The 23048-nt window shown below is 41.9% G+C and carries 18 protein-coding genes; all 18 read left to right on the plus strand.

Annotation, left to right across the window (positions count from 1 at the left end; genetic code table 11):
- Window positions 1-3: 3 nt before the first annotated feature.
- The 18 genes from LCD32_RS07665 to LCD32_RS07750 all read left to right on the plus strand — a co-directional run bounded on the left by LCD32_RS07665 (window position 4) and on the right by LCD32_RS07750 (window position 23033).
- Window positions 4-2031: a chemotaxis protein CheA gene (locus LCD32_RS07665; protein WP_224563389.1), complete on the plus strand. Its 2028-nt coding sequence runs from the start codon at window positions 4-6 to the stop codon at window positions 2029-2031.
- Between the two features lie 24 nt (window positions 2032-2055).
- Window positions 2056-2517, plus strand: coding sequence for a chemotaxis protein CheW (locus LCD32_RS07670; protein WP_008344771.1), 462 nt, complete (start codon window positions 2056-2058; stop codon window positions 2515-2517).
- 12 nt (window positions 2518-2529) lie between these two features.
- A complete protein-coding gene (locus LCD32_RS07675) occupies window positions 2530-3156 on the plus strand; it encodes a chemotaxis protein CheC (protein ID WP_224563392.1) in 627 nt (208 codons plus the stop codon).
- Window positions 3156-3656 (plus strand): chemotaxis protein CheD, encoded by a 501-nt coding sequence (locus tag LCD32_RS07680; RefSeq protein ID WP_007499566.1) that lies wholly within the window; start codon window positions 3156-3158, stop codon window positions 3654-3656. The genes LCD32_RS07675 and LCD32_RS07680 overlap by 1 nt, the downstream gene beginning before the upstream one ends.
- 24 nt (window positions 3657-3680) lie before the next feature.
- Window positions 3681-4448 carry a FliA/WhiG family RNA polymerase sigma factor gene (locus LCD32_RS07685; RefSeq protein WP_007499565.1) on the plus strand — a complete coding sequence of 256 codons (768 nt, stop codon included), beginning with the start codon at window positions 3681-3683 and terminating at the stop codon, window positions 4446-4448.
- 21 nt (window positions 4449-4469) lie between these two features.
- Window positions 4470-5009: a Swarming motility protein SwrB gene (locus LCD32_RS07690; RefSeq protein ID WP_224563395.1), complete on the plus strand. Its 540-nt coding sequence runs from the start codon at window positions 4470-4472 to the stop codon at window positions 5007-5009.
- Window positions 5010-5164: 155 nt separating this feature from the next.
- Entirely contained in the window at window positions 5165-5899 is a 735-nt protein-coding gene (gene rpsB, locus LCD32_RS07695) for a 30S ribosomal protein S2 (RefSeq protein WP_025207335.1), read from the plus strand.
- Window positions 5900-5990: 91 nt separating this feature from the next.
- Entirely contained in the window at window positions 5991-6872 is an 882-nt protein-coding gene (gene tsf, locus LCD32_RS07700) for a translation elongation factor Ts (protein ID WP_007499558.1), read from the plus strand.
- Window positions 6873-7006: 134 nt separating this feature from the next.
- Window positions 7007-7729 carry a UMP kinase gene (gene pyrH, locus LCD32_RS07705; protein WP_008344767.1) on the plus strand — a complete coding sequence of 241 codons (723 nt, stop codon included), beginning with the start codon at window positions 7007-7009 and terminating at the stop codon, window positions 7727-7729.
- Window position 7730: 1 nt separating this feature from the next.
- On the plus strand, window positions 7731-8288 hold the full coding sequence (gene frr, locus LCD32_RS07710) for a ribosome recycling factor (protein WP_224563398.1): 558 nt from the start codon (window positions 7731-7733) through the stop codon (window positions 8286-8288).
- A gap of 129 nt (window positions 8289-8417) precedes the next feature.
- Window positions 8418-9200 carry an isoprenyl transferase gene (locus tag LCD32_RS07715; RefSeq protein WP_007499552.1) on the plus strand — a complete coding sequence of 261 codons (783 nt, stop codon included), beginning with the start codon at window positions 8418-8420 and terminating at the stop codon, window positions 9198-9200.
- 12 nt (window positions 9201-9212) lie between these two features.
- On the plus strand, window positions 9213-10007 hold the full coding sequence (locus LCD32_RS07720) for a phosphatidate cytidylyltransferase (protein ID WP_007499550.1): 795 nt from the start codon (window positions 9213-9215) through the stop codon (window positions 10005-10007).
- 39 nt (window positions 10008-10046) lie between these two features.
- A complete protein-coding gene (gene dxr, locus LCD32_RS07725; RefSeq protein ID WP_025207336.1) occupies window positions 10047-11198 on the plus strand; it encodes a 1-deoxy-D-xylulose-5-phosphate reductoisomerase in 1152 nt (383 codons plus the stop codon).
- 6 nt (window positions 11199-11204) lie between these two features.
- Complete coding sequence (rseP, locus tag LCD32_RS07730; RefSeq protein ID WP_007499546.1) at window positions 11205-12470, plus strand: RIP metalloprotease RseP; 1266 nt, start codon at window positions 11205-11207, stop codon at window positions 12468-12470.
- Between the two features lie 80 nt (window positions 12471-12550).
- Window positions 12551-14248, plus strand: coding sequence for a proline--tRNA ligase (locus LCD32_RS07735; RefSeq protein WP_224563401.1), 1698 nt, complete (start codon window positions 12551-12553; stop codon window positions 14246-14248).
- A gap of 75 nt (window positions 14249-14323) precedes the next feature.
- Window positions 14324-18637: a PolC-type DNA polymerase III gene (locus tag LCD32_RS07740; RefSeq protein WP_224563404.1), complete on the plus strand. Its 4314-nt coding sequence runs from the start codon at window positions 14324-14326 to the stop codon at window positions 18635-18637.
- A 377-nt stretch (window positions 18638-19014) separates the two neighbouring features.
- Complete coding sequence (locus tag LCD32_RS07745; RefSeq protein ID WP_017359075.1) at window positions 19015-20907, plus strand: glycoside hydrolase family 9 protein; 1893 nt, start codon at window positions 19015-19017, stop codon at window positions 20905-20907.
- Window positions 20908-20924: 17 nt separating this feature from the next.
- Complete coding sequence (locus LCD32_RS07750; protein ID WP_017359074.1) at window positions 20925-23033, plus strand: glycoside hydrolase family 48 protein; 2109 nt, start codon at window positions 20925-20927, stop codon at window positions 23031-23033.
- The last annotated feature ends 15 nt before the right edge of the window (window positions 23034-23048 follow it).

Here is a 23048-nt window from a genome sequence, read left to right on the forward strand (position 1 = left end):
ACGTTGGATGTAAACCAATACTTAGATATCTTTTTAGATGAAAGCAGAGAACACTTACAAACTTGTAATGAAAAACTTCTTGAATTAGAAAAGAACCCAACAGACTTGCAGCTAGTGAATGATATATTCAGAGCCGCTCATACACTGAAAGGCATGAGTGCAACGATGGGCTTTGATGATATGGCTCAATTAACACATCATTTAGAAAACATGTTTGATGCCATCAGAAACGAACAAATGATTGTCACTCCTGAATCAATGGATACGATGTTTGAAGCACTCGATCACCTTGAAGCAATGGTTCAATCGATTGCAGAGGGCGGGGATGGAAAACGTGATGTCACGGAGATTAGTAAAAAACTAGATGTGACAGGAAGCCATGCAGAAACAGCATCTGCCGTTGAGACAGCTGAAGCATCATCAGCTGCAAGCGACCTAAATTATAACGAATTTGAGCGTACAGTTCTTGATGAAGCAAGAGAACAAGGCTTTAAATGTTATGAGCTGACCGTGACATTAAGTGACGCATGCTTATTAAAAGCCGTTCGTGTCTATATGATTTTTGAAAGACTGAACGAAGCAGGAGAAGTTGTCAAAACGGTTCCGAATGCAGAACTTTTAGAATCAGAAGATTTTGAATCTGAATTCAGCATTTCTTACTTATCGAAACAGCCGATGGAAGAAGTGAAAAAAATCGTGACAGCGATCTCAGAGGTTGAACAAGTGGAGATTTCTGAAGTCTCTGCCTTTGAAGAAGTGGCTCCGGCTGAAACAAAAGCAGCGAAACCTGAGCAGAAAAATGAAGAAGTCGCAGCTCCTGCTGCTAAAGTGCCAGCAAACGATGCGCCAAAAGCAAATGGCAATAACGGTGCAGCTGCCGGCGGAACGAAAACGATCCGTGTCAACATCGATCGTCTAGATTCACTTATGAACCTGTTTGAAGAGCTTGTCATTGATAGAGGACGTTTAGAACAGATTGCTAAAGAACTTGAAAACAACGAACTCACGGATACAGTGGAAAGAATGTCCCGTATTTCTGGAGACCTGCAATCGATCATCTTGAACATGAGAATGGTACCTGTAGAAACGGTGTTTAACAGATTCCCACGTATGATTCGTCAATTGACGAAAGAGCTCAATAAGAAAATTGAACTGATCATTGAAGGTGCTGAGACAGAGCTTGATCGAACAGTGATCGATGAAATTGGCGATCCGCTCTTACACTTACTTAGAAACAGTCTCGATCACGGGATTGAATCACCAGAAGAACGTGTGAAAAAAGGCAAACCAGAAAAAGGAACCGTTCTATTAAAAGCGTATCATAGCGGAAACCATGTCTTCATTGAAGTAGAAGATGATGGCGGCGGGATTAACCGTAAAAAGGTCCTTGAAAAAGCATTAGAGCGCGGGGTTATTACAGAAAGAGAAGCGGAAACGCTTGAAGATCACCAAATTGATTCATTGATCTTTGCAGCAGGGTTCTCTACAGCTGATACGATTTCTGATATTTCGGGCCGAGGTGTAGGTCTTGACGTTGTGAAAAACAAGCTGGAATCATTAGGTGGTTCTGTGAGTATTAACTCAACAGAAGGTCAAGGCTCACTGTTCTCAATTCAGCTTCCACTCACATTATCGATCATTTCCGTCCTTCTTGTGAAACTAGAGGAAGAAACATTTGCTATTCCGATTTCTTCTATTATAGAAACGGCTGTCATTAAGAAGAGTGACATCCTTCAAACGCATGATCGTGAAGTCATTGATTTCCGTGGATTTATCGTACCGGTTGTGTACTTGAAGAAACAGTTCAACGTACCAAATGCGAATGATTTAGAAGAAGAACTGCACATTATTGTTGTCCGTAAAGGAGACAAGCTAACAGCATTTGTGGTCGATTCGTTTATCGGTCAGCAAGAGGTTGTATTGAAATCACTTGGAGATTACCTACCAAACGTATTTGCGATATCAGGCGCAACAATCTTAGGTGACGGTCAGGTTGCACTCATCGTTGACTGTAATGCACTGATTAAGTAAAAAACAATAGAGGAGCGGTCTGAAATGAGTACAGATATCAAAACTGGCGAAAAGATGATTGTGTTTATCGTAAACAAAAAAGAATACGCCATTTCAGTATCAGAAGTAAAGTCCATTGAAAAATGGCAGCAGCCGACAAGAGTTCCTGGCGTTGCCCCTTATATATGCGGTGTCATTAATCTACGTGGTGTCGTGACACCTGTCATTGACCTTAGAGTGAGACTTGGATCAACTGACAACGAGATTACAGACGAAACAAGAATGATTATTGTACAAGTTGGTGACATTGAAGTCGGCTGGATTGTTGATGAAGCAAATGATGTCATTACTGTTCATCAGGAAGAGGTAGAATCTTCTACTGATTCAGCTGAAAAAGAAGGACTGTCATGGGTGACAGGAATTATTAAGCATGATCAGCGTCTATTCAATATCATTCATGCTGGTGCGGTCCTCGACAAGAGCGTGCAAGATGCACCTGTTCATTAAGGGGGATGTGAGATGAGCATTTTCAATGAAATTAAAGAGGAACAGCTAGATATTTTAAGTGAGGTTGGGAATATCGGAGCAGGCCATGCAGCGTCTGCTCTTGCCAGCCTATTGAACCGCAAAATTGATATGGCTGTTCCTTTTGTCAAAGTTCTCTCGTTTGAAGATTTAATGGATTTCTTTGGTGGAGCAGACCTTCCAGTTGCCAGTATCTTTTTGCGAATGGAGGGTGATCTTACCGGTTCAATCTTTTTCATTATGCCGTTTGAACAAGCTGAACAATTTGTAAGAGAGCTTGTTCAGGACCCAGCATTTGATATTGATACGATTCATGAACACATGCTAGGAACATCAGCGCTTCATGAGCTAGGAAATATTTTAGCAGGCTCTTATTTATCAGCACTTGCCGATTTAACAAAACTGCAGCTTCACCCAAGTGTTCCAGATGTCACGCTCGACATGTTCGGGGCTGTCATTAGTGAAGGATTAATGCAGTTTAGCCCTCTCGGCGATCAGGCGATTGTGATTGATACATCGATTTTTGATGATCAAAATCAGCAAGAGCTGAAAGGAAATATGTTTCTATTACCAGACTTTGAATCGTTTGAAAAACTGTTCAAAGCATTAGGTAACCTATAATGAACGTGCAGATTCCGGCAGTTGTAAAGGTTGGTATAGCGGATGTTCAGCTTGTGAAAACACCGGACCGTATTCGGACATCCGGTCTCGGTTCTTGCGTAGGACTTGTCCTTTTTGACCAAGAAAAAAAATTGGCAGGACTTGTCCATGTCATGCTTCCAGACTCCTCTCTTTCAAAAGGAGCGGTAGAGAACTTGGCTAAGTATGCAGATACAGGTGTCAAGCATACAATTGATCTGCTCTTAAAAGAAGGAGCACGCAAACATGCGCTAAAAGCGAAGCTTGCTGGCGGCGCAGAAATGTTTAAATTTAAGTCAACCAATGATCTGATGAGAATTGGACCTAGAAATGTATCAGCTGTGAAAGAACATCTGTCTCTTCATCATATCCCGATCATTAGTGAGGACACGGGCGGAAACAATGGACGCACGATTGAATTCGATCCGCTTACAACAGAACTTGAGATCCGCACTGTGAAACAAGGCATTATGAAGATATAACTAAGGAAGTATAGGGGGAGAAAGATGCAATCCTTAAATTACGAAGATCAGGCGCTATGGGCTAGATGGAAAGAGTGGAAGGACCCAGCTGCTGGAGATGATCTTATGCGCCGCTATATGCCGCTCGTCACATATCATGTTGGAAGAATTTCCATCGGTCTCCCGAAGTCAGTGCATAAAGAAGACTTGATCAGTCTAGGGATGCTCGGTTTATATGATGCCCTTGAAAAATTTGACCCCGGAAGAGATCTGAAGTTTGATACATATGCATCCTTCAGAATTCGCGGGGCCATCATCGACGGTCTTCGTAAAGAGGACTGGCTGCCTCGTACATCAAGAGAAAAAACAAAAAAAGTAGAAGCGGCAATTGAAAAGCTTGAACAGCGATATTTACGAAATGTGACACCAACAGAGGTTGCTGAAGAACTCGGCATGAGTGAACAAGATGTGGTCACAACGATGAATGAAGGGTTCTTTGCGAATTTGCTCTCGATTGATGAGAAGCTGCATGATCAAGAAGACGGAGAAAACGTTCAAGTCATGATTCGCGACGAAAAGACTGTGACACCTGAAGAAAAAATGCTGAAAGATGAATTAATTGAACAGCTTGCCGAAAAAATGACAGAGCTTTCGGAAAAAGAAAAGCTTGTGATAAGTCTTTTCTATAAAGAGGAATTGACGTTAACGGAAATTGGTCAAGTGCTTAATTTATCGACCTCCCGCATTTCGCAAATTCATTCAAAGGCATTGTTCAAGCTTAAGCATCTGCTTGATAAAGCCATTCAATCTTAAAGAGTTAGTGAGTGAAAAAATATGCTATGGCTGATTAGCTTTATGCTTCATGCTGCACTTATTTATTTTGTGATCATTTTATACACGAGAATGAATTCGCTGAAGGCAACAGAACAAAAGCAGCGAGAGCTTTTAGAAGAAACGGAAAATACCCTGGCTGCATTTTTGATGGAAGTCAAAGAAGAGAATGAAAAACTATCAAAAGCTGCAGCCACTTCCCCTGATTTTTCTGCTGAAGAGCTGAAATCGGATCTTCAGACACCAAAGCAGCCACAACCACCAATTGAATCCCTGCAATCGGTAGAAAGTGAAGATCCAGTTCCAGAGCACCTGTCGGCTCTCCTTAGCGAAGTTGAGGTGCAGGAAGAGAAGGTAAACGAACCCGTTTCAAGTCTCGAAACAGAAGCTTCTGCGCCTTCTGAAAGTGAAATAGAAGAAACATTTGAGGATCAAGTAAAGGCCTTATATGATCAAGGGCAATCATTAGAAGAAATAGCGAAAGAATTAAAAACGGGCAAGACAGAAATCGAGCTTTTATTAAAATTTAGCGGAAAGCTGTAAAGGATTCTTGATTGTCAGTCCATCATGTGTTATATTATTTCTTGGTGTTAAATACACACGCTTAATGATTCGTATGAAGGTGCTGCCGTGGCGCAGTTTTATGTGAACATGACTTAAGCGGAGGAAAAAAAACCATTATATTAGGAGGCAACAACATGTCAGTTATTTCTATGAAACAATTGCTAGAAGCTGGTGTTCACTTCGGTCACCAAACACGCCGTTGGAACCCAAAAATGAAGCGTTACATCTTTACAGAGCGTAACGGTATCTACATCATCGATCTTCAAAAAACGGTGAAAAAAGTAGAGGAAGCTTACAACTTCACGAAAAACCTTGCTGCTGACGGAGGAAAAATCCTTTTCGTTGGTACGAAAAAGCAAGCACAAGATTCAGTGAAAGAAGAAGCAATCCGTTCTGGTATGTACTATGTAAACCAACGCTGGCTTGGTGGAACGTTAACAAACTTTGAAACAATCCAAAAACGTATCAAACGTTTAAAAGATATCGAAAAAATGCAAGAAAACGGTACGTTCGAAGTTCTTCCTAAGAAAGAAGTCGTTCAACTGAAAAAAGAATTAGAACGTCTTGAAAAATTCCTAGGCGGAATCAAAGACATGAAGGGTCTTCCAGATGCACTTTTCATTATCGACCCTCGTAAAGAGCGTATTGCAGTTGCAGAAGCTCGTAAATTGAATATCCCAATTATCGGTATCGTTGACACAAACTGTGATCCAGACGAAATTGATGTTGTGATCCCTGCAAACGATGATGCAATCCGTGCTGTAAAACTTCTAACTGCTAAAATGGCAGATGCGATTCTTGAGTCTAAACAAGGCGAAGAAGAAGCTGTTGTAGAAGAAACGACAGAAACTGAAACAACAACTGCGTAACCTATTCAAAAGGTGATAAGAGGGAACTGCCTTTTATCACCTTTTTTTCACCTAGTAATCCGTGTTTTAACATAGAAGGAGGAAATGTAAAATGGCAATTACTGCTCAATTAGTAAAAGAACTGCGTCAAAAAACTGGTGCAGGTATGATGGACTGTAAAAAAGCGTTAACAGAAACTGATGGTGACATCGACAAAGCAATCGATCTTCTAAGAGAAAAAGGGATCGCAAAAGCTGCGAAAAAAGCAGACCGTATTGCGGCAGAAGGATTAACTCTTATTAAAACTGACGGCAACACTGGCGTTATCCTAGAAGTGAACTCTGAGACTGATTTCGTTGCGAAAAACGAAGGATTCCAAAATCTTCTTAACGAACTTGCTGATCATTTACTTGCTGCGAAACCTGCAACAATTGAAGAAGCACATGCTTCTAAAATGGAAAATGGTTCAACAGTTGAAGAACATATTACTTCTGCAATTGCGAAAATCGGAGAAAAAATTACGCTGCGCCGTTTCTCAGTCATCACAAAAGAAGATAACGCTGCATTCGGTTCTTACTTACACATGGGCGGACGCATCGGTGTATTAGCGGTTCTTAACGGAACAACTGATGAAGAGCTTGCGAGAGACATCGCAATGCACGTTGCTGCTGTAAACCCTAAATACATTTCTCGTGACCAAGTGTCTGAAGAAGAAGCAAACCGTGAGCGTGAAGTATTAACACAACAAGCGCTTCAAGAAGGAAAGCCTGAAAATATCGTTGCTAAAATGGTAGAAGGCCGTCTAAACAAATTCTTCGAAGAAATTTGCTTACTTGACCAAGCATTCGTTAAAAACCCAGATGAAAAAGTGAAACAAGTTGTAGGTGCGAAAAACGCAACTGTTCAAACTTATGTTCGCTATGAAGTGGGCGAAGGTATCGAAAAACGTCAAGACAACTTTGCTGAAGAAGTCATGAGCCAAGTGAAAAAATAATGTTTGAAAAGCTCTCTGGGGCTTTTTTAGGGAGCACAAGCACTGTGTTCCCTATTTTTTAGAGGATATTGATTTACAAAAGGCGGTTTCTTACGCATAATAAGAGACGGTATAGTTTACACTTGGAGGTTATCATGAGCAAACCGAAATATAATCGCATTGTACTGAAGCTAAGTGGAGAAGCACTAGCTGGTGATGCTGGAAATGGAATTAACCCAACTGTCATTCAATCAATTGCAAAGCAAGTAAAAGAAATTGCAGAACTTGATGTTGAAGTTGCAGTCGTTGTAGGTGGAGGAAACCTTTGGCGTGGTAAGACAGGCAGTGACTTAGGAATGGACCGGGCAACAGCAGACTATATGGGGATGCTTGCAACAGTGATGAATTCATTGGCATTACAAGACAGCCTAGAAACGCTTGGCATTCAGTCTAGAGTACAAACCTCTATCGAAATGAGACAGGTTGCAGAGCCATACATAAGAAGAAAAGCGATCCGTCACCTTGAGAAGAAACGTGTCGTGATTTTTGCTGCAGGTACTGGTAACCCTTATTTCTCTACTGATACAACAGCAGCACTTCGTGCAGCTGAAATTGAAGCAGATGTCATTTTAATGGCGAAAAACAATGTAGACGGTGTCTACAGTGCTGATCCTCGTACAGATGCGGATGCAGTAAAATATGATAAGCTTTCATATCTTGATGTACTAAAAGAAGGGCTTGCTGTAATGGATTCTACTGCGTCCTCATTATGTATGGACAATGACATTCCATTAATCGTCTTCTCTATTATGGAAGAAGGAAATATTAAACGTGCCGTCAATGGCGAATCAATCGGAACGATCGTGAGGGGGAAATAACGTGTCAAAAGAAGTGTTGAACCAAACAAAAGAAAAAATGGAAAAAGCCGTTCAAGCATACGGACGTGAACTAGCAACTGTCCGTGCAGGCAGAGCTAATGCTTCCCTTTTAGACAAAGTAACAGTGGATTACTATGGTGCGGAAACACCACTAAACCAAATTGCGTCAATTACAGTGCCAGAAGCACGTATGCTGATTATCACACCTTACGATAAAACAGCGATCGGTGATATCGAAAAGGCGATCCAAAAGTCTGATCTTGGTATCACACCAACAAGTGACGGAAACGTGATCCGTATTGCGATCCCAGCACTAACAGAAGAAAGACGTAAAGAACTTGTAAAAGTTGTGAGAAAATACTCAGAAGAAGCAAAAGTAGCTGTTCGTAACGTTCGTCGTGATGCAAATGATGAATTGAAAAAGCTAGAGAAAAATGGGGAGATCACTGAAGATGAATTAAGATCATCTACAGAGGATGTTCAAAAATTGACAGATGAATATGTCGCTAAAATTGATGAAGTGACAAAAGATAAAGAAAAAGAAATCATGGAAGTTTAAGAAAAAACTATGTACAATAGATAATAGTGAAAAGACCCTCTTCATGTTTACAGGGGGTTTTTTTGTTAATACTGTTGAGGACTATATTATTAGCGGGAACGCAACCTTTTTGGGTGATGGAGGAATCTCATGCTCAATATACTCAAAAATTGGAAGAATCAGCAAACAGCAGCTTCCAACTTAGAAAGCCTGACAAAAGAAGACATATTAAATGGAGAAATTCCTGAACATATCGCCATTATCATGGATGGGAATGGAAGATGGGCGAAGAAACGTGCGCTTCCACGGGTAGCAGGACATCATGAAGGAATGAAAGTTGTCAAGCGCATGACCAAGCTTGCAAATGAGCTGAATGTCAAAGTGCTGACTTTGTATGCTTTCTCTACAGAAAATTGGAAACGTCCAAAACTAGAAGTAGACTTTTTAATGAAGCTTCCTGAAGAGTTTCTAAACATCTATCTGCCTGAACTCATCGAGGAAAATGTCCGTGTACGTTTAACAGGTGATCCAGACGGCCTCCCGCAGCATACGAAAAAAGCGGTAGAGAACGCAGTGAAGAGTACGGCGAATAATGACGGACTCATTTTAAATTTTGCGCTCAATTATGGAGGACGGACAGAAATTATTTCTGCATGCAGACAAATTTCTGAAAAAGTCAAAGAAGGCAAGCTTCGAGCAGAAGACATCACAGAAGAGATGTTTTCAGCTTATTTAATGACAGAATCTCTTCAAGATCCGGATTTGCTTATTCGCACGAGTGGAGAAATTAGATTAAGCAACTTTATGCTTTGGCAAATTGCATACAGCGAGTTTGTCTTTACGGATGTGCTTTGGCCTGACTTTTCTGATGAGCACCTCATAGGCGCTATCGGAGAGTACCAGCGCCGCGGCCGGAGGTTCGGTGGAATTTAGAGGGTGGTGCAGATGAAACAAAGAATTTTGACGGGTGTTCTGGCAGCTGCAGTGTTTTTACTTGCAGTGATTTATGGACAAATGCCATTTACCCTGCTGATTTATTTAATGGGAAGTGTCGCTCTCTTTGAGCTTCTTAGAATGAAAAAGATTTCGATTTTCAGCTTTCCTGGCATTGTCAGCTTAATATTGCTTTGGCTTTTAATGGGCGGAGAAAATAGCTTCTTCCCGAACGTAGACGCATCAAAAATGCAGATTGCTTTATTTGCAGTCTTAATCCTTTTAACTTATACAGTTCTGAGCAAAAACTCTTTCACATTCGATGAGGTTGCTTTTGTTATATTAGCCACATTATATATTGGCGTTAGTTTCTATTATTTTATTCAAATTAGAGGCTTGTATGGCATGAGTGCGATCTTCTTCGCAGCGGTGATTATTTGGTCCACTGACTCAGGTGCCTATTTTATTGGGAAATCTATGGGGAAACGAAAGCTTTGGCCAGAGATCAGCCCAAACAAAACAGTAGAAGGATTTATCGGCGGAATCGTCACAGCGGTCGTGCTGTCACTTGTGTTCCAGGCGGTTACAGGATTTTTGCCATCATATCTGCTTGTTATGTTTATTACTCTTTTGCTCAGTATTTTTGGACAGCTTGGCGACCTTGTGGAATCTGCTTTAAAGCGTCATTACCATGTGAAGGATTCAGGGACAATACTCCCAGGTCATGGCGGAATTTTGGACAGGTTTGACAGCTTTTTATTCGTTCTGCCGTTTTTATATTTATTGCTGGCCACGTTTGCTAGCTAACCTCATAGAAACTAATTGAACGAGAGAAGGAGTGGCAATTTGAAATATATTTCGCTATTAGGCGCAACAGGATCAATTGGAGAACAAACATTAGATGTGATCAGGCAGCATCCAGACAAATTCAAGTTGAAAGCGATGACGTTTGGCAGAAATATAGACAAGGCCATCCCTATCATTGAACAATTTCAGCCTGAATTTGTTGGATGTGTAGACGAAGCGACCTATCGCACGTTAAAAGGTCATTCATTTCAATACGATATCAAAATGGCTGCGGGTGATGAAGCGAACATCGAAGCAGCGACCTATGATGCAGTGGATGTTGTGGTCAATGCACTGGTAGGAAGTGTCGGACTTGTGCCGACATTAAAAGCCATTGAACAAAAAAAGACGATCGCACTTGCAAATAAGGAAACACTTGTGACAGCTGGTCATATAGTAAAAGAGTACGCCAAAAAGTATGACGTGCCTTTACTTCCTGTCGATAGTGAACACTCCGCTATTTTTCAATCCCTGCAAGGTGAACAAGCTAAAAACATTGAACGCTTAATCGTCACAGCTTCAGGCGGCAGTTTCCGAGATAAAAAACGCACGGAGCTTGAGGGTGTAACGGTTGAAGAAGCGCTGAATCATCCGAACTGGTCCATGGGCGCAAAAATCACGATCGATTCAGCGACCATGATGAATAAGGGGCTTGAGGTGATTGAGGCGCATTGGCTGTTTGATATCCCATACGATCAAATTGATGTGCTGTTACATAAAGAGAGCATCATCCATTCCATGGTGGAATTCCATGACAAAAGTGTCATGGCTCAGTTAGGTACACCTGACATGAGGGTTCCGATTCAATACGCGCTCACTTATCCTGATAGAGCGCCATTAAAAGAAGCGAAATCATTAAACCTTTGGGAGATTGGACAATTAAATTTCCAAAAAGCGGATTTTGACAGGTATCGCTGCTTACATTTTGCTTATGAATCAGGTAAAATAGGAGGGACAATGCCTACTGTGCTTAATGCAGCCAATGAAATAGCTGTTGATGCATTTTTAAAAGGCAAAGTAACGTTCCTGCAAATTGAAGAATTGATTGAAAAGGCACTGAACAGACATCATGTGATTTCAACGCCTAGTTTGCAAGATATCCATGAAGTGGACAAAGATACACGAGACTTTGTTCAATCAATCCTCGCATAAGGTGGTATGTTCGTGAATACAGTGATTGCGTTTATTATTATTTTTGGAACGCTCGTTTTTTTCCACGAGCTTGGCCATTTAATTATGGCGCAGCGCGCAGGCATTTTATGCCGCGAGTTCGCAATTGGTTTTGGACCGAAGATTTTCTCCTTTAAACGAAAAGAAACCGTCTATACCATCAGACTTCTGCCAATCGGTGGATTTGTTAAAATGGCTGGAGAAGACCCTGAAGTCATTGAAATTAAACCGGGTCATACAGTGGGGCTCTTATTCAATGAGCAAAATGAAGTAGAAAAAATCATTTTAAATGATAAAGAGAAATATCCTGATGCACTTGTCATTGAAGTTGAACAAATTGATTTAGATCATGCGATGAGAATTTCAGGATATGAGGCTGGAAATGAAGACATTCTGACTGGCTACAATGTAAGCCAAACAAGCTTCTATATTGCAGATGGTGAAGAAATTCAAATTGCGCCATACAACCGTCAGTTTGGTTCAAAAACAGTATGGCAGCGTATTAAAGCCATTGCAGCTGGACCGATTATGAACTTTATCCTGGCATATGTGATTCTAGTGGCTTTAGGATTTATTCAAGGTGTAACCGTGGATGATCCTGTACTTGGTAAGCTGACAAAAGACGGCCGGGCAGCGCAAGCTGGGCTTATGCAGGGAGATCATATCGTTTCAATTAACGGGGATAAAATGAATTCTTGGACAGACGTTGTTCAAACGGTTCAAAAGAACCCAGATAAAAAAATGAATGTCGTCATTGACCGAGATGGCAAAGAAAGCACCATCCAAGTTGTACCGGAAGCTGTGAAGGCCGAAGGAAAAACCATTGGCCGTTTTGGCTCTTACCCGCCAACAGAAAATGGCTTTCTCAAAGTCATCTCATCCTCAGGAACGACAGTGATATCAACAGCAGGTCTCATCTTAACGAACTTGCAAAAGATTGTCACAGGACAATTTTCATTAGATATGCTTGCAGGTCCTGTTGGAATATATGACATGACAGGAGAAGTAGCGAAACAAGGTGTGTTAACATTAATGCAGTTTGCTGCGTTTCTTAGTATCAACTTAGGGATCGTGAATTTATTACCGATTCCTGCATTAGACGGAGGAAGATTACTTTTCCTATTCGTTGAAGCCATTCGCGGCAAACCAATTAATCGTGAGAAAGAGGCACTTGTTGTCTTCATTGGTGTTGCGTTCCTCATGCTATTAATGCTAGTAGTGACATGGAATGACATCCAGCGATTATTTTTATAAAAACCATTGTCTCTTGTTTCTCATTATGGGAAACAAGAGTTTTTGTGAGAAGTCCTATTTCTTAAATGAGGTGTAACGACATGAGACAATCCCTGACTTTCATTCCAACTCTTCGAGAGGTGCCGGCAGATGCTGAGGCAAAAAGTCATCAGCTATTAGTAAGAGCTGGATTTATTAGACAAAACACGAGCGGTATCTATCATTATTTGCCGCTAGCACATAAAGTGATTCAGCACATTCAAGCCATTGTTCGCAAGGAAATGGAAAAGGCGGGAGCAGCTGAGCTGTTAATGCCAGTGCTGCAGCAAGCAGAAATGTGGCAAGAGTCAGGAAGATGGTATACATACGGTCCAGAACTCATGCGTATGAAAGATCGCCACGGCCGCGAGTTTGCACTTGGCCCAACACACGAAGAAGTGATCACATCACTCGTACGCAGTGAAGTCAAATCGTATAAAAAGCTTCCTTTGACACTGTATCAAATCCAATCTAAATTCCGTGATGAACAAAGACCTCGCTTTGGGTTATTGCGCGGACGTGAATTTATTATGAAGGACGCCTATTCATTCCACTCTTCACCAGAGAGCCTTGATGACACATACAACAAAATGTTTACAGCTTACTCGAATGTCTTTTCAAAAGTAGGCCTTAACTTTAGACCAGTCATTGCCGATTCTGGGGCAATGGGAGGAAAAGATACACATGAGTTTATGGCACTGTCAGAAGTAGGAGAAGATACAATCGCATACTCTGACACATCTTCCTACGCTGCGAACATTGAAATGGCTGAGGCTGTGTATCACGGAGAAGAAGCAAACCCTGCGGACTTCAAAGAACTCGAGAAAGTACACACGCCGCAGGTGAAGACGATACAAGATGTTGCGTCATTCTTTGAAGTGGCTCCTTCTACATGTATCAAATCTGTCTTGTTTAAAGCGGATGATGCGTATGTACTTGTCCTGACAAGAGGCGATCATGAAGTAAATGATGTGAAAGTGAAAAACTTAGTTGGAGCACAGCTTGTAGAGCTTGCTTCACGTGAGGAAGTACTAGACGTGATCGGAACAGAACCAGGATTTGTTGGACCAGTGAAGCTTGAAGCGGAAGTAACGATTTATGCAGACCACGCTGTAAAAGGAATGACAAATGCAGTTGCAGGTGCAAATGAATCGGATTATCACTATGTCAATGTTAATCCTGCTCGTGATCTGTCAGTGAAGGAATATACAGATCTTCGCTTGATTCAAGAAGGGGACGTTTCTCCAGATGGAGAAGGCACGATCCAGTTCGCAAAAGGAATTGAAGTAGGACAAGTCTTTAAGCTAGGCACGCGTTATTCAGAGGCAATGGATGCAACATACCTCGATGAAAATGGACGTGCGCAGCCAATGATCATGGGCTGCTATGGCATCGGAATTTCTAGAACCCTTTCTGCGATTGTTGAACAGCATCATGATGACAAGGGGATTATTTGGCCAGAAACAGTTGCGCCATATGATCTTCATCTACTTGCCTTAAATATGAAAAACGATGCACAAAAGGAACTGGCTGAAACGCTGTATGAGCGTTTACAGGAAGAGGGCTATGAAGTCCTTTTCGATGACCGCCAAGAGCGTGCAGGCGTCAAATTTGCCGACAGTGACTTAATTGGACTGCCAATTCGCATTAGCTGCGGGAAACGTTCAGAAGAAGGTATTGTCGAAGTGAAATTCAGAAAATCAGGTGAATCACACGAAGTATCTGTTGATGAACTGATTTCATTTATACGCCAAGCATAAAAAACGAACAAAAAAATGAAGGTACCTCCTGCAAAAAAGAGGTACCTTTCTGATTTACAAAAGGAGGGTCCTGTCTTGGATGAACAATTACCGATTACCCGGCGGCAATTTCATATATTACTCAATCAGATTCAAATGACAGATGATGACCTCAGTCGTTACTTTGAAGAAGGCGAGATCGTCAAATTGACGGTGCATAAGGCGGCAAAAACATGGCATTTCCATTTTAAATTTAAGGCGCTTTTGCCTTACCAAGTATATGCAATGTTTTTAAGCAGGCTGACAAATGCATTTTCTCATATCGCACAAGTCACTTGTACGATTGAAGTCAATGATCCGCACATATCTGAAGAGCTCGTTCAATCGTATTGGTCCCATTGTGTGGAAGAGCTTCAAGGAATTTCTCCCCCAATCATCAGCTTGCTTCAACAGCAAAAACCAGCGCTGTCTGGACATAAGATCATCATCAAAACAAAAAGCGAAACTGAGGCTCTGGCCATCAAGAAGAAATATAGCCCAATGCTTCAGGCTGCATTTAAACAAGTTGGTTTTCCAGAACTTCAATTTGATACAGAAATTTTTGTATCAGATCAAGAGATTCAGAAGTTCAGAGAACAAAAACTTGCTGAAGATCAAGAAAGAGCCATGCAAGCCCTTGTTGAGATGGAGAAGAAGGAAAGTGAGGATCAAGAGGAAGCTCCTTCTGGCCCTCTGATGATTGGCTATCAAATCAAAGACAATGAAGAAATACGTACGCTTGATAGTATTATGGACGAAGAAAGACGAATCACCGTCCAAGGGTACGTGTTTGATGCAGAAACGCGCGAACTAAAAAGCGGCAGAACCCTTTGTATCTTTAAAATTACCGATTATACGAATAGTATTTTGATCAAAATGTTTGCGAGAGAAAAAGAAGATGCTCAGCTCATGAAATCCTTGAAAAAAGGGATGTGGGTCAAAGCAAGAGGAAGCATTCAAAACGATACGTTTGTGAGAGATCTTGTCATGATCGCAAATGACGTCAATGAAATGAAACCTCAGCTGAAAGAAGATACTGCACCAGAGGGAGAAAAGCGTGTTGAGCTTCATTTGCATTCGCCAATGAGCCAGATGGATGCTGTCACTGGCATCGGTAAACTTGTTGAACAAGCAAAAAAATGGGGGCATGAGGCCATTGCCCTGACAGATCACGCCGTTGTACAATCCTTTCCAGATGCGTATGCAGCAAGTAAAAAGCATGGCATCAAAATGATGTACGGGGTGGAAATCAATTTAGTCGACGACGGGGTACCGATTGCGTATAATCCAGAGCACCGCTTGTTAGAAGATGCGACGTTTGTCGTATTTGATGTTGAGACAACAGGACTCTCTGCTGTGTATGATACGATCATTGAGCTTGCAGCCGTGAAAATCAAAGGCGGGGAAATCATTGACCGCTTTGAGGCATTTGCAAACCCTCATCATCCATTATCAGCCACAACCATTGAACTAACCGGTATCACGGATGATATGGTGAGAAATGCACCAGATGTGGTCGATGTTGTTCGGGATTTCAAAGAGTGGATTGGACAAGATATCCTTGTTGCTCACAATGCGAGTTTTGATATGGGCTTTTTAAATGCAGCATATAAGCGACTGTTAAAAACAGATAAAGCGTCAAACCCTGTCATTGATACACTAGAACTCGGCCGATTCCTTTATCCTGAATTTAAAAATCACCGGCTGAACACGCTGTGTAAAAAGTTCGATATTGAACTCACGCAGCATCACCGGGCGATTTATGATGCAGAAGCAACTGGTTACCTCATGCTGAAGATGCTAAAAGATGCGGCTGAAAAAGAGATTGCCTACCACGATCAATTAAATGAAAACATGGGGCAGTCCAATGCGTATCAGCGCTCACGTCCTTACCATGCAACCGTGATTGCACAAAATGAGACGGGTCTAAAGAATTTATTTAAGCTTGTTTCACTTTCTCATATTCATTATTTCTACCGCGTGCCGCGCATCCCGCGCTCACAGCTTGAGAAATATCGAGAAGGTTTAATTGTTGGGTCTGCTTGTGATAAGGGTGAAGTGTTTGAAGGGATGATGCAGAAGTCACCTGATGAGGTAGAAGACATTGCCGCATTTTACGACTATTTAGAAGTTCATCCGCCAGAAGTGTATCAGCATTTACTCCAGCTGGAGCTTGTTCGGGATGAACGTGCATTAAAAGAGATCATCACAAACATTGTGAAACTTGGTGAAAAACTGAATAAACCAGTCGTGGCGACTGGAAATGTGCACTACCTGCATCCAGAAGACAAAATTTATCGCAAAATCTTAATTTCATCACAAGGCGGGGCGAATCCGCTTAATCGTCATGAACTGCCAAAAGTTCATTTTAGAACAACTGATGAAATGCTAGAAGCCTTCTCTTTCCTTGGAGACGAGAAGGCGAAAGAGATTGTCGTGATGAATACGCAAAAAGTATCTGAGATGGTCGAAAGTATTAAACCAATCAAAGACGATCTTTATACACCAAAAATCGAAGGTGCAGATGAAGAAATTCGGGAAATGAGCTATAACATGGCTCGCAGCATCTACGGTGACGATTTACCGAAAATTGTAGAAGACCGGATTGAGAAAGAATTAAAGAGTATTATTGGTCACGGTTTCGCTGTTATTTATTTAATTTCTCATAAGCTTGTTAAGAAATCACTTGATGATGGATATCTAGTTGGTTCAAGGGGATCAGTTGGTTCATCTCTCGTTGCGACATTAACAGAGATTACAGAAGTGAACCCGCTTGCGCCGCACTATGTATGTCCAAGTTGCAAGCACTCCGAGTTCTTTAATGATGGATCGGTTGGCTCAGGATTTGACCTTCCTGATAAAAACTGTCCTGAATGCGGGACGCCGTATAAAAAAGACGGACACGATATTCCGTTTGAAACGTTCTTAGGTTTTAAAGGAGATAAAGTGCCCGATATCGACTTGAACTTCTCAGGAGAATATCAGCCGATTGCCCATAACTATACGAAAGAGTTGTTTGGTGAAGAGTATGTATACCGCGCAGGTACAATCGGTACCGTTGCAGAAAAAACGGCATATGGTTATGTAAAAGGCTACGCAGGAGATCATAACCTTCATATGAGAGGTGCTGAAATTGACCGGCTCGTACAGGGCTGTACGGGCGTCAAACGGACAACGGGCCAACATCCAGGCGGAATTATCGTCGTGCCGGATTATATGGACATTTACGATTTCTCACCAATTCAATATCCAGCAGATGCGACAGGTTCTGATTGGAAAACGACGCATTTTGATTTCCATTCAATCCATGATAACTTGCTGAAACTAGATATTCTTGGACACGATGATCCAACGGTTATTCGGATGCTTCAGGACTTGAGCGGAATTGATCCAAAAACGATTCCGACAGATGATCCTGAGGTCATGAAAATCTTCCAAGGAACGGAACCTCTCGGTGTCACAGAAGAACAAATTGGATGTAAAACGGGAACACTTGGGATCCCAGAGTTTGGCACAAGGTTTGTTCGTCAGATGCTTGAGGATACAAAACCGACCACCTTCTCGGAGCTTGTTCAGATCTCTGGTCTATCTCACGGTACAGATGTATGGCTCGGCAATGCCCAAGAGCTGATTCATAATAAAACGTGTGAACTAAGTGAAGTGATTGGCTGTCGTGATGATATTATGGTCTATCTGATTTATCAAGGTTTAGAGCCGTCACTTGCCTTTAAAATCATGGAATCTGTTCGTAAAGGGAAGGGACTTCCTCCTGAATGGGAAGAAGAAATGAAGAATAATAACGTACCGAACTGGTACATTGATTCTTGTAAAAAGATTAAATACATGTTCCCTAAAGCCCATGCGGCTGCTTATGTATTAATGGCCGTTCGGATTGCTTATTTCAAGGTGCACCATGCACTTCTGTACTATGCGGCTTATTTTACCGTTCGTGCTGATGATTTTGATATCGAAACGATGACAAAAGGATCAAATGCGATTCGAGCGGTCATGGACGATATTAACTCAAAAGGTCTTGATGCATCACCGAAAGAGAAGAACCTATTAACTGTACTAGAGCTTGCACTTGAAATGTGTGAAAGAGGCTATCACTTTAAAAAAGTAGACCTATACCGATCAAGTGCCACTGAGTTTATCATTGATGGAGACGGGCTAATCCCGCCATTCAACTCTATCCCTGGACTCGGAACAAACGTTGCGTTAAATATTGTACGCGCACGCCAAGATGGTGAATTCCTTTCAAAAGAAGATTTACAAAAACGAGGAAAAGTGTCTAAGACCATCCTTGAGTATTTGGATCGTCAAGGCTGCTTAGAAGCACTTCCTGATCAAAACCAGCTTTCTTTGTTCTAATGTGAAAAATGAAGAGCGCCCTTAAAGGGCGTTCTTTTTATATATACAATAAAATTATTATGTAAACTAAAATATTTTAACTGGAATTATTTTCTTGTTGGTTCATATATCTTGATTTAACGTCGTGTTTTGAGAGAAGAGATTGTATGTCATTCTTTCTACCCAAATAGAGCAAAAAAGAGAATTTAGCCGTCTGAAATGTTCTCATACGACATATGATCATTTTGGGTACAGTCACATGAAGAATCAGGAGAAAACCCTCGGTGAGCGTCAAGCTGATGGCTGTTTACTATGCACATTTTTGAAACACGCTTGATTCTTTTCAACACTGTACAAAACACGTACGGAATGACAAGGAGGTGGTCATTTCTTGTTCAATGTTTCACGTTTTAAAAAAAGAAGGGGTGAGAAGTAGGTACATGTCAGATTACAACTATGTAGAGGTGCTTCAAAAATCCATTTTGTTTTACGAAGCCCAGCGTTCCGGAAAGCTTCCTGAAAGCAATCGTCTTAACTGGCGAGGGGATTCTGGACTAGAGGATGGGAAAGATGTTGGTCATGATTTAACAGGCGGCTGGTACGATGCTGGTGATCATGTGAAGTTCGGGCTTCCGATGGCTTACTCGGCAGCCGTGCTTGCATGGACAGTCTATGAGTACCGAGAAGCTTACGAAGAAGCAGAGCTGCTTGATGATATGTTAGATCAAATCAAGTGGGCAACCGATTATTTTTTGAAAGCCCATACAGGTCCAAATGAATTTTGGGCACAAGTAGGCGATGGGAACGCGGATCATGGCTGGTGGGGTCCAGCAGAAGTGATGCCGATGAACCGGCCAGCATTTAAAATTGATGAACATTGTCCAGGAACAGAAGTAGCCGCCCAAACGGCAGCCGCTTTAGCAGCAGGTTCAATTATTTTTAAAGAAACAGACGCGCCTTATGCAGCAAAGCTTCTCACCCATGCAAAGCAGCTTTATGCATTTGCTGACCAATATCGCGGTGAGTATACAGATTGTGTCACCAATGCTCAGCCATTTTATAATTCCTGGAGCGGCTATATTGATGAGCTCATTTGGGGTGGAATATGGCTGTACTTGGCGACAAATGACCAGACCTATTTAAACAAAGCACTAAAAGCAGTAGAAGAATGGCCGAAGGATTGGGATTATACGTTTACGATGTCGTGGGACAATACCTTTTTTGCTTCGCAAATTTTACTTGCGAGAATCACAAAGGAGAAAAGGTTTATCGAATCGACGGAGCGTAATCTCGATTACTGGTCGACGGGTTTTGTTCAAAATGGAAAAGTAGAAAGAATCACTTATACGCCTGGCGGACTAGCGTGGTTAGATCAATGGGGTTCACTTCGTTATACAGCAAATGCTGCATTTTTAGCGTTTGTGTACGCAGATTGGGTCTCTGATCAAGAAAAAAAGAATCGATACCAAACGTTTGCGATCAGGCAAACACACTATATGTTAGGGGATAATCCGCAAAATAGAAGCTATGTCGTTGGGTTTGGCAAAAATCCGCCGATGCATCCACACCATCGAACTGCACATGGCTCATGGTCTAATCAGCTGACAACTCCTTCTTCTCATCGGCACACGCTTTATGGAGCGCTTGTTGGGGGGCCTAATGCACAGGATCAGTATACCGATGACATCTCTGACTATGTATCAAACGAGGTAGCAACAGACTATAATGCCGCCTTTACTGGAAATGTAGCCAAAATGGTGCAGTTGTTTGGTCAGGGGCAGTCAAAGCTGCCGAATTTTCCGCCTAAAGAAAAAGTGGAAGATGAGTTTTTTGTAGAGGCAGCTGTCATGAGTAACGATACAACATCTACTCAGATCAAAGCCATTCTATACAATCGATCAGGCTGGCCGGCAAGAAGTAGTCAATCACTTTCTTTTAGATATTATGTCAATCTAAGTGAGATATTTGCGAAGGGATTCACTGATAAAGATATTCAAGTGACAGCTGTTTACAATGAAGGCGCTTCCTTAACTCCGTTAACGGTGTATGACGCATCATCCCATATCTATTTTACAGAAATCGATTTTACTGGCGTAGCTATTTTTCCAGGAGGTGAATCGCTTCATAAGAAGGAAATACAGTTCCGGTTATCTGCGCCAAATGGTGCGAATATATGGGATGCCTCAAATGATTATTCCTTTCAAGGATTAACATCCAATATGCAGAAAACAGCGAGAATTCCTGTTTTTGATCAAGGTATTTTAGAATTTGGTACGCTTCCGAATAAATAAATATAAAGGGTGAGGACATGACAAATAAAGAACGGTTTTTAACGCTTTATCATCAAATGAAAAACGATGCGAATGGATATTTTTCAAAAGAAGGCATTCCGTATCATTCCGTTGAGACACTCATTTGTGAGGCACCTGATTACGGGCATATGACCACTTCAGAAGCTTACAGCTATTGGTTATGGCTTGAAGCATTGTATGGTCACTACACAGGCGATTGGAGCAAACTAGAAGCGGCTTGGGATAATATGGAGAAGTTTATCATTCCAGTAAACGAAGATGGACATGACGAACAGCCGCATATGAGTTCTTACAATCCATCTAGCCCAGCCACATACGCTTCAGAAAAACCATATCCAGATCAATATCCGAGCCAGTTGACGGGTGCTCGCCCTGCTGGTCAAGATCCGATTGATGGTGAACTGAAGTCAACTTACGGAACGAATGAAACGTATTTAATGCACTGGCTTCTTGATGTAGACAACTGGTATGAATATGGGAATTTGCTCAATCCATCACATACAGCCGCATATGTAAACACATTCCAGCGGGGTCCGCAAGAATCCGTATGGGAGGCCATCCCTCATCCATCACAAGATGATAAAACGGCCGGAAAGCCCAATGAAGGTTTCATGAGCTTGTTCACAAAAGAAAATCAAGCGCCAGCCGCCCAGTGGCGCTACACAAATGCGACGGATGCTGATGCACGTGCGATACAGGCAATGTATTGGGCAAAGGAACTTGGCTATAATGGGTCAGCCTATCTTGATAAAGCGAAAAAGATGGGTGATTTCCTTCGTTACGGAATGTACGATAAATATTTTCAAACAATTGGAAGCGGCAAACAAGGTAATCCGTATCCTGGAAATGGAAAAAGTGCATGTCATCACTTAATGGCATGGTACACCTCTTGGGGCGGGGGACTTGGAGAATATGCGAATTGGTCATGGCGTATCGGAGCGAGCCATTGTCATCAAGGGTATCAAAACCCAGTCGCTGCCTACGCTTTATCCTCAGATAAGGGAGGCTTAAAGCCATCGTCACCGACTGGTGCAAGTGATTGGGAAAAGACGTTAAAGAGACAGCTTGAATTTTACGTCTGGCTTCAATCAAAAGAGGGAGCGATTGCAGGAGGTGCTACCAACAGCTGGAATGGAGACTATAGCGCTTATCCAGCAGGAAGAAGCACATTTTATGATATGGCTTATGAAGATGCGCCTGTTTACCATGATCCTCCGTCCAATAACTGGTTTGGAATGCAAGCATGGCCGATTGAGCGTGTAGCAGAGCTTTATTATATCTTTGCAAAAGATGGCGACAAAACATCTGAAAATTTCCAAATGGCCAAATCTGTCATCACAAAATGGGTCAACTATTCACTAGATTATATTTTTATTGGCACTCGTCCTGTGTCGGATCAAGATGGGTATTTTTTAGATGGTCAGGGTCAAAGGATTCTAGGGGGGACAAATGTTGCTGTTGCTACGACGAGTGCACCTGGAGAGTTTTGGATTCCTGGGAATATAGAATGGAGCGGTCAGCCTGACACTTGGAGCGGATTCCAATCTGCAACAGGTAATCCAAATTTAACGGCAGTTACAAAAGATCCTACTCAAGATACTGGTGTACTGGGCAGTCTCATCAAAGCACTCACATTCTTTGCTGCTGCAACACAGAAAGAGACAGGAAACTACACAGCACTTGGCATAAGAGCAAAAGAGACAGCGGCACAGCTCCTTGAGGTTGCTTGGAATTACAATGATGGTGTAGGGATTGTGACAGAGGAAGACAGAGAAGACTACCACCGTTTCTTTAAAAAAGAAGTGTACTTCCCAAATGGCTGGAACGGAACATTTGGTCAAGGAAATCAGATCCCTGGTTCCAGCACCATTCCTTCTGACCCGCAGCGAGGAGGTAACGGAGTGTATACGAGCTTTGCAGATCTTCGTCCGAAAATCAAGCAAGACCCAGCTTGGTCAGCACTGGAGAGTAAATATCAAGCATCTTTTAATGAAGCAACAGGCAAATGGGAAAACGGAGCGCCAAGTTTCACCTATCACCGTTTCTGGTCGCAAGTTGATATGGCTACGGCTTATGCAGAATACCATCGTCTCATAAACGAATAGAACGTAGTACAGCTG

Origin of the sequence: Bacillus sp. RSS_NA_20, from assembly GCF_020165915.1 — a bacterium.
Classification (GTDB): Bacteria; Bacillota; Bacilli; order Bacillales; family Bacillaceae; genus Bacillus; species Bacillus altitudinis.

Excerpts from the sequence above, each read along its gene's own strand:
- LCD32_RS07670 (WP_008344771.1), top strand. The coding sequence starts at position 2,056 with ATGAGTACAGATATCAAAACTGGCGAAAAGATGATTGTGTTTATCGTA.
- LCD32_RS07675 (WP_224563392.1), top strand. The coding sequence starts at position 2,530 with ATGAGCATTTTCAATGAAATTAAAGAGGAACAGCTAGATATTTTAAGT.
- LCD32_RS07680 (WP_007499566.1), top strand. The coding sequence starts at position 3,156 with ATGAACGTGCAGATTCCGGCAGTTGTAAAGGTTGGTATAGCGGATGTT.
- LCD32_RS07685 (WP_007499565.1), top strand. The coding sequence starts at position 3,681 with ATGCAATCCTTAAATTACGAAGATCAGGCGCTATGGGCTAGATGGAAA.
- LCD32_RS07690 (WP_224563395.1), top strand. The coding sequence starts at position 4,470 with ATGCTATGGCTGATTAGCTTTATGCTTCATGCTGCACTTATTTATTTT.
- rpsB (WP_025207335.1), top strand. The coding sequence starts at position 5,165 with ATGTCAGTTATTTCTATGAAACAATTGCTAGAAGCTGGTGTTCACTTC.
- tsf (WP_007499558.1), top strand. The coding sequence starts at position 5,991 with ATGGCAATTACTGCTCAATTAGTAAAAGAACTGCGTCAAAAAACTGGT.
- pyrH (WP_008344767.1), top strand. The coding sequence starts at position 7,007 with ATGAGCAAACCGAAATATAATCGCATTGTACTGAAGCTAAGTGGAGAA.
- LCD32_RS07715 (WP_007499552.1), top strand. The coding sequence starts at position 8,418 with ATGCTCAATATACTCAAAAATTGGAAGAATCAGCAAACAGCAGCTTCC.
- LCD32_RS07720 (WP_007499550.1), top strand. The coding sequence starts at position 9,213 with ATGAAACAAAGAATTTTGACGGGTGTTCTGGCAGCTGCAGTGTTTTTA.
- rseP (WP_007499546.1), top strand. The coding sequence starts at position 11,205 with ATGTTCGTGAATACAGTGATTGCGTTTATTATTATTTTTGGAACGCTC.
- LCD32_RS07735 (WP_224563401.1), top strand. The coding sequence starts at position 12,551 with ATGAGACAATCCCTGACTTTCATTCCAACTCTTCGAGAGGTGCCGGCA.
- LCD32_RS07745 (WP_017359075.1), top strand. The coding sequence starts at position 19,015 with ATGTTTCACGTTTTAAAAAAAGAAGGGGTGAGAAGTAGGTACATGTCA.
- LCD32_RS07750 (WP_017359074.1), top strand. The coding sequence starts at position 20,925 with ATGACAAATAAAGAACGGTTTTTAACGCTTTATCATCAAATGAAAAAC.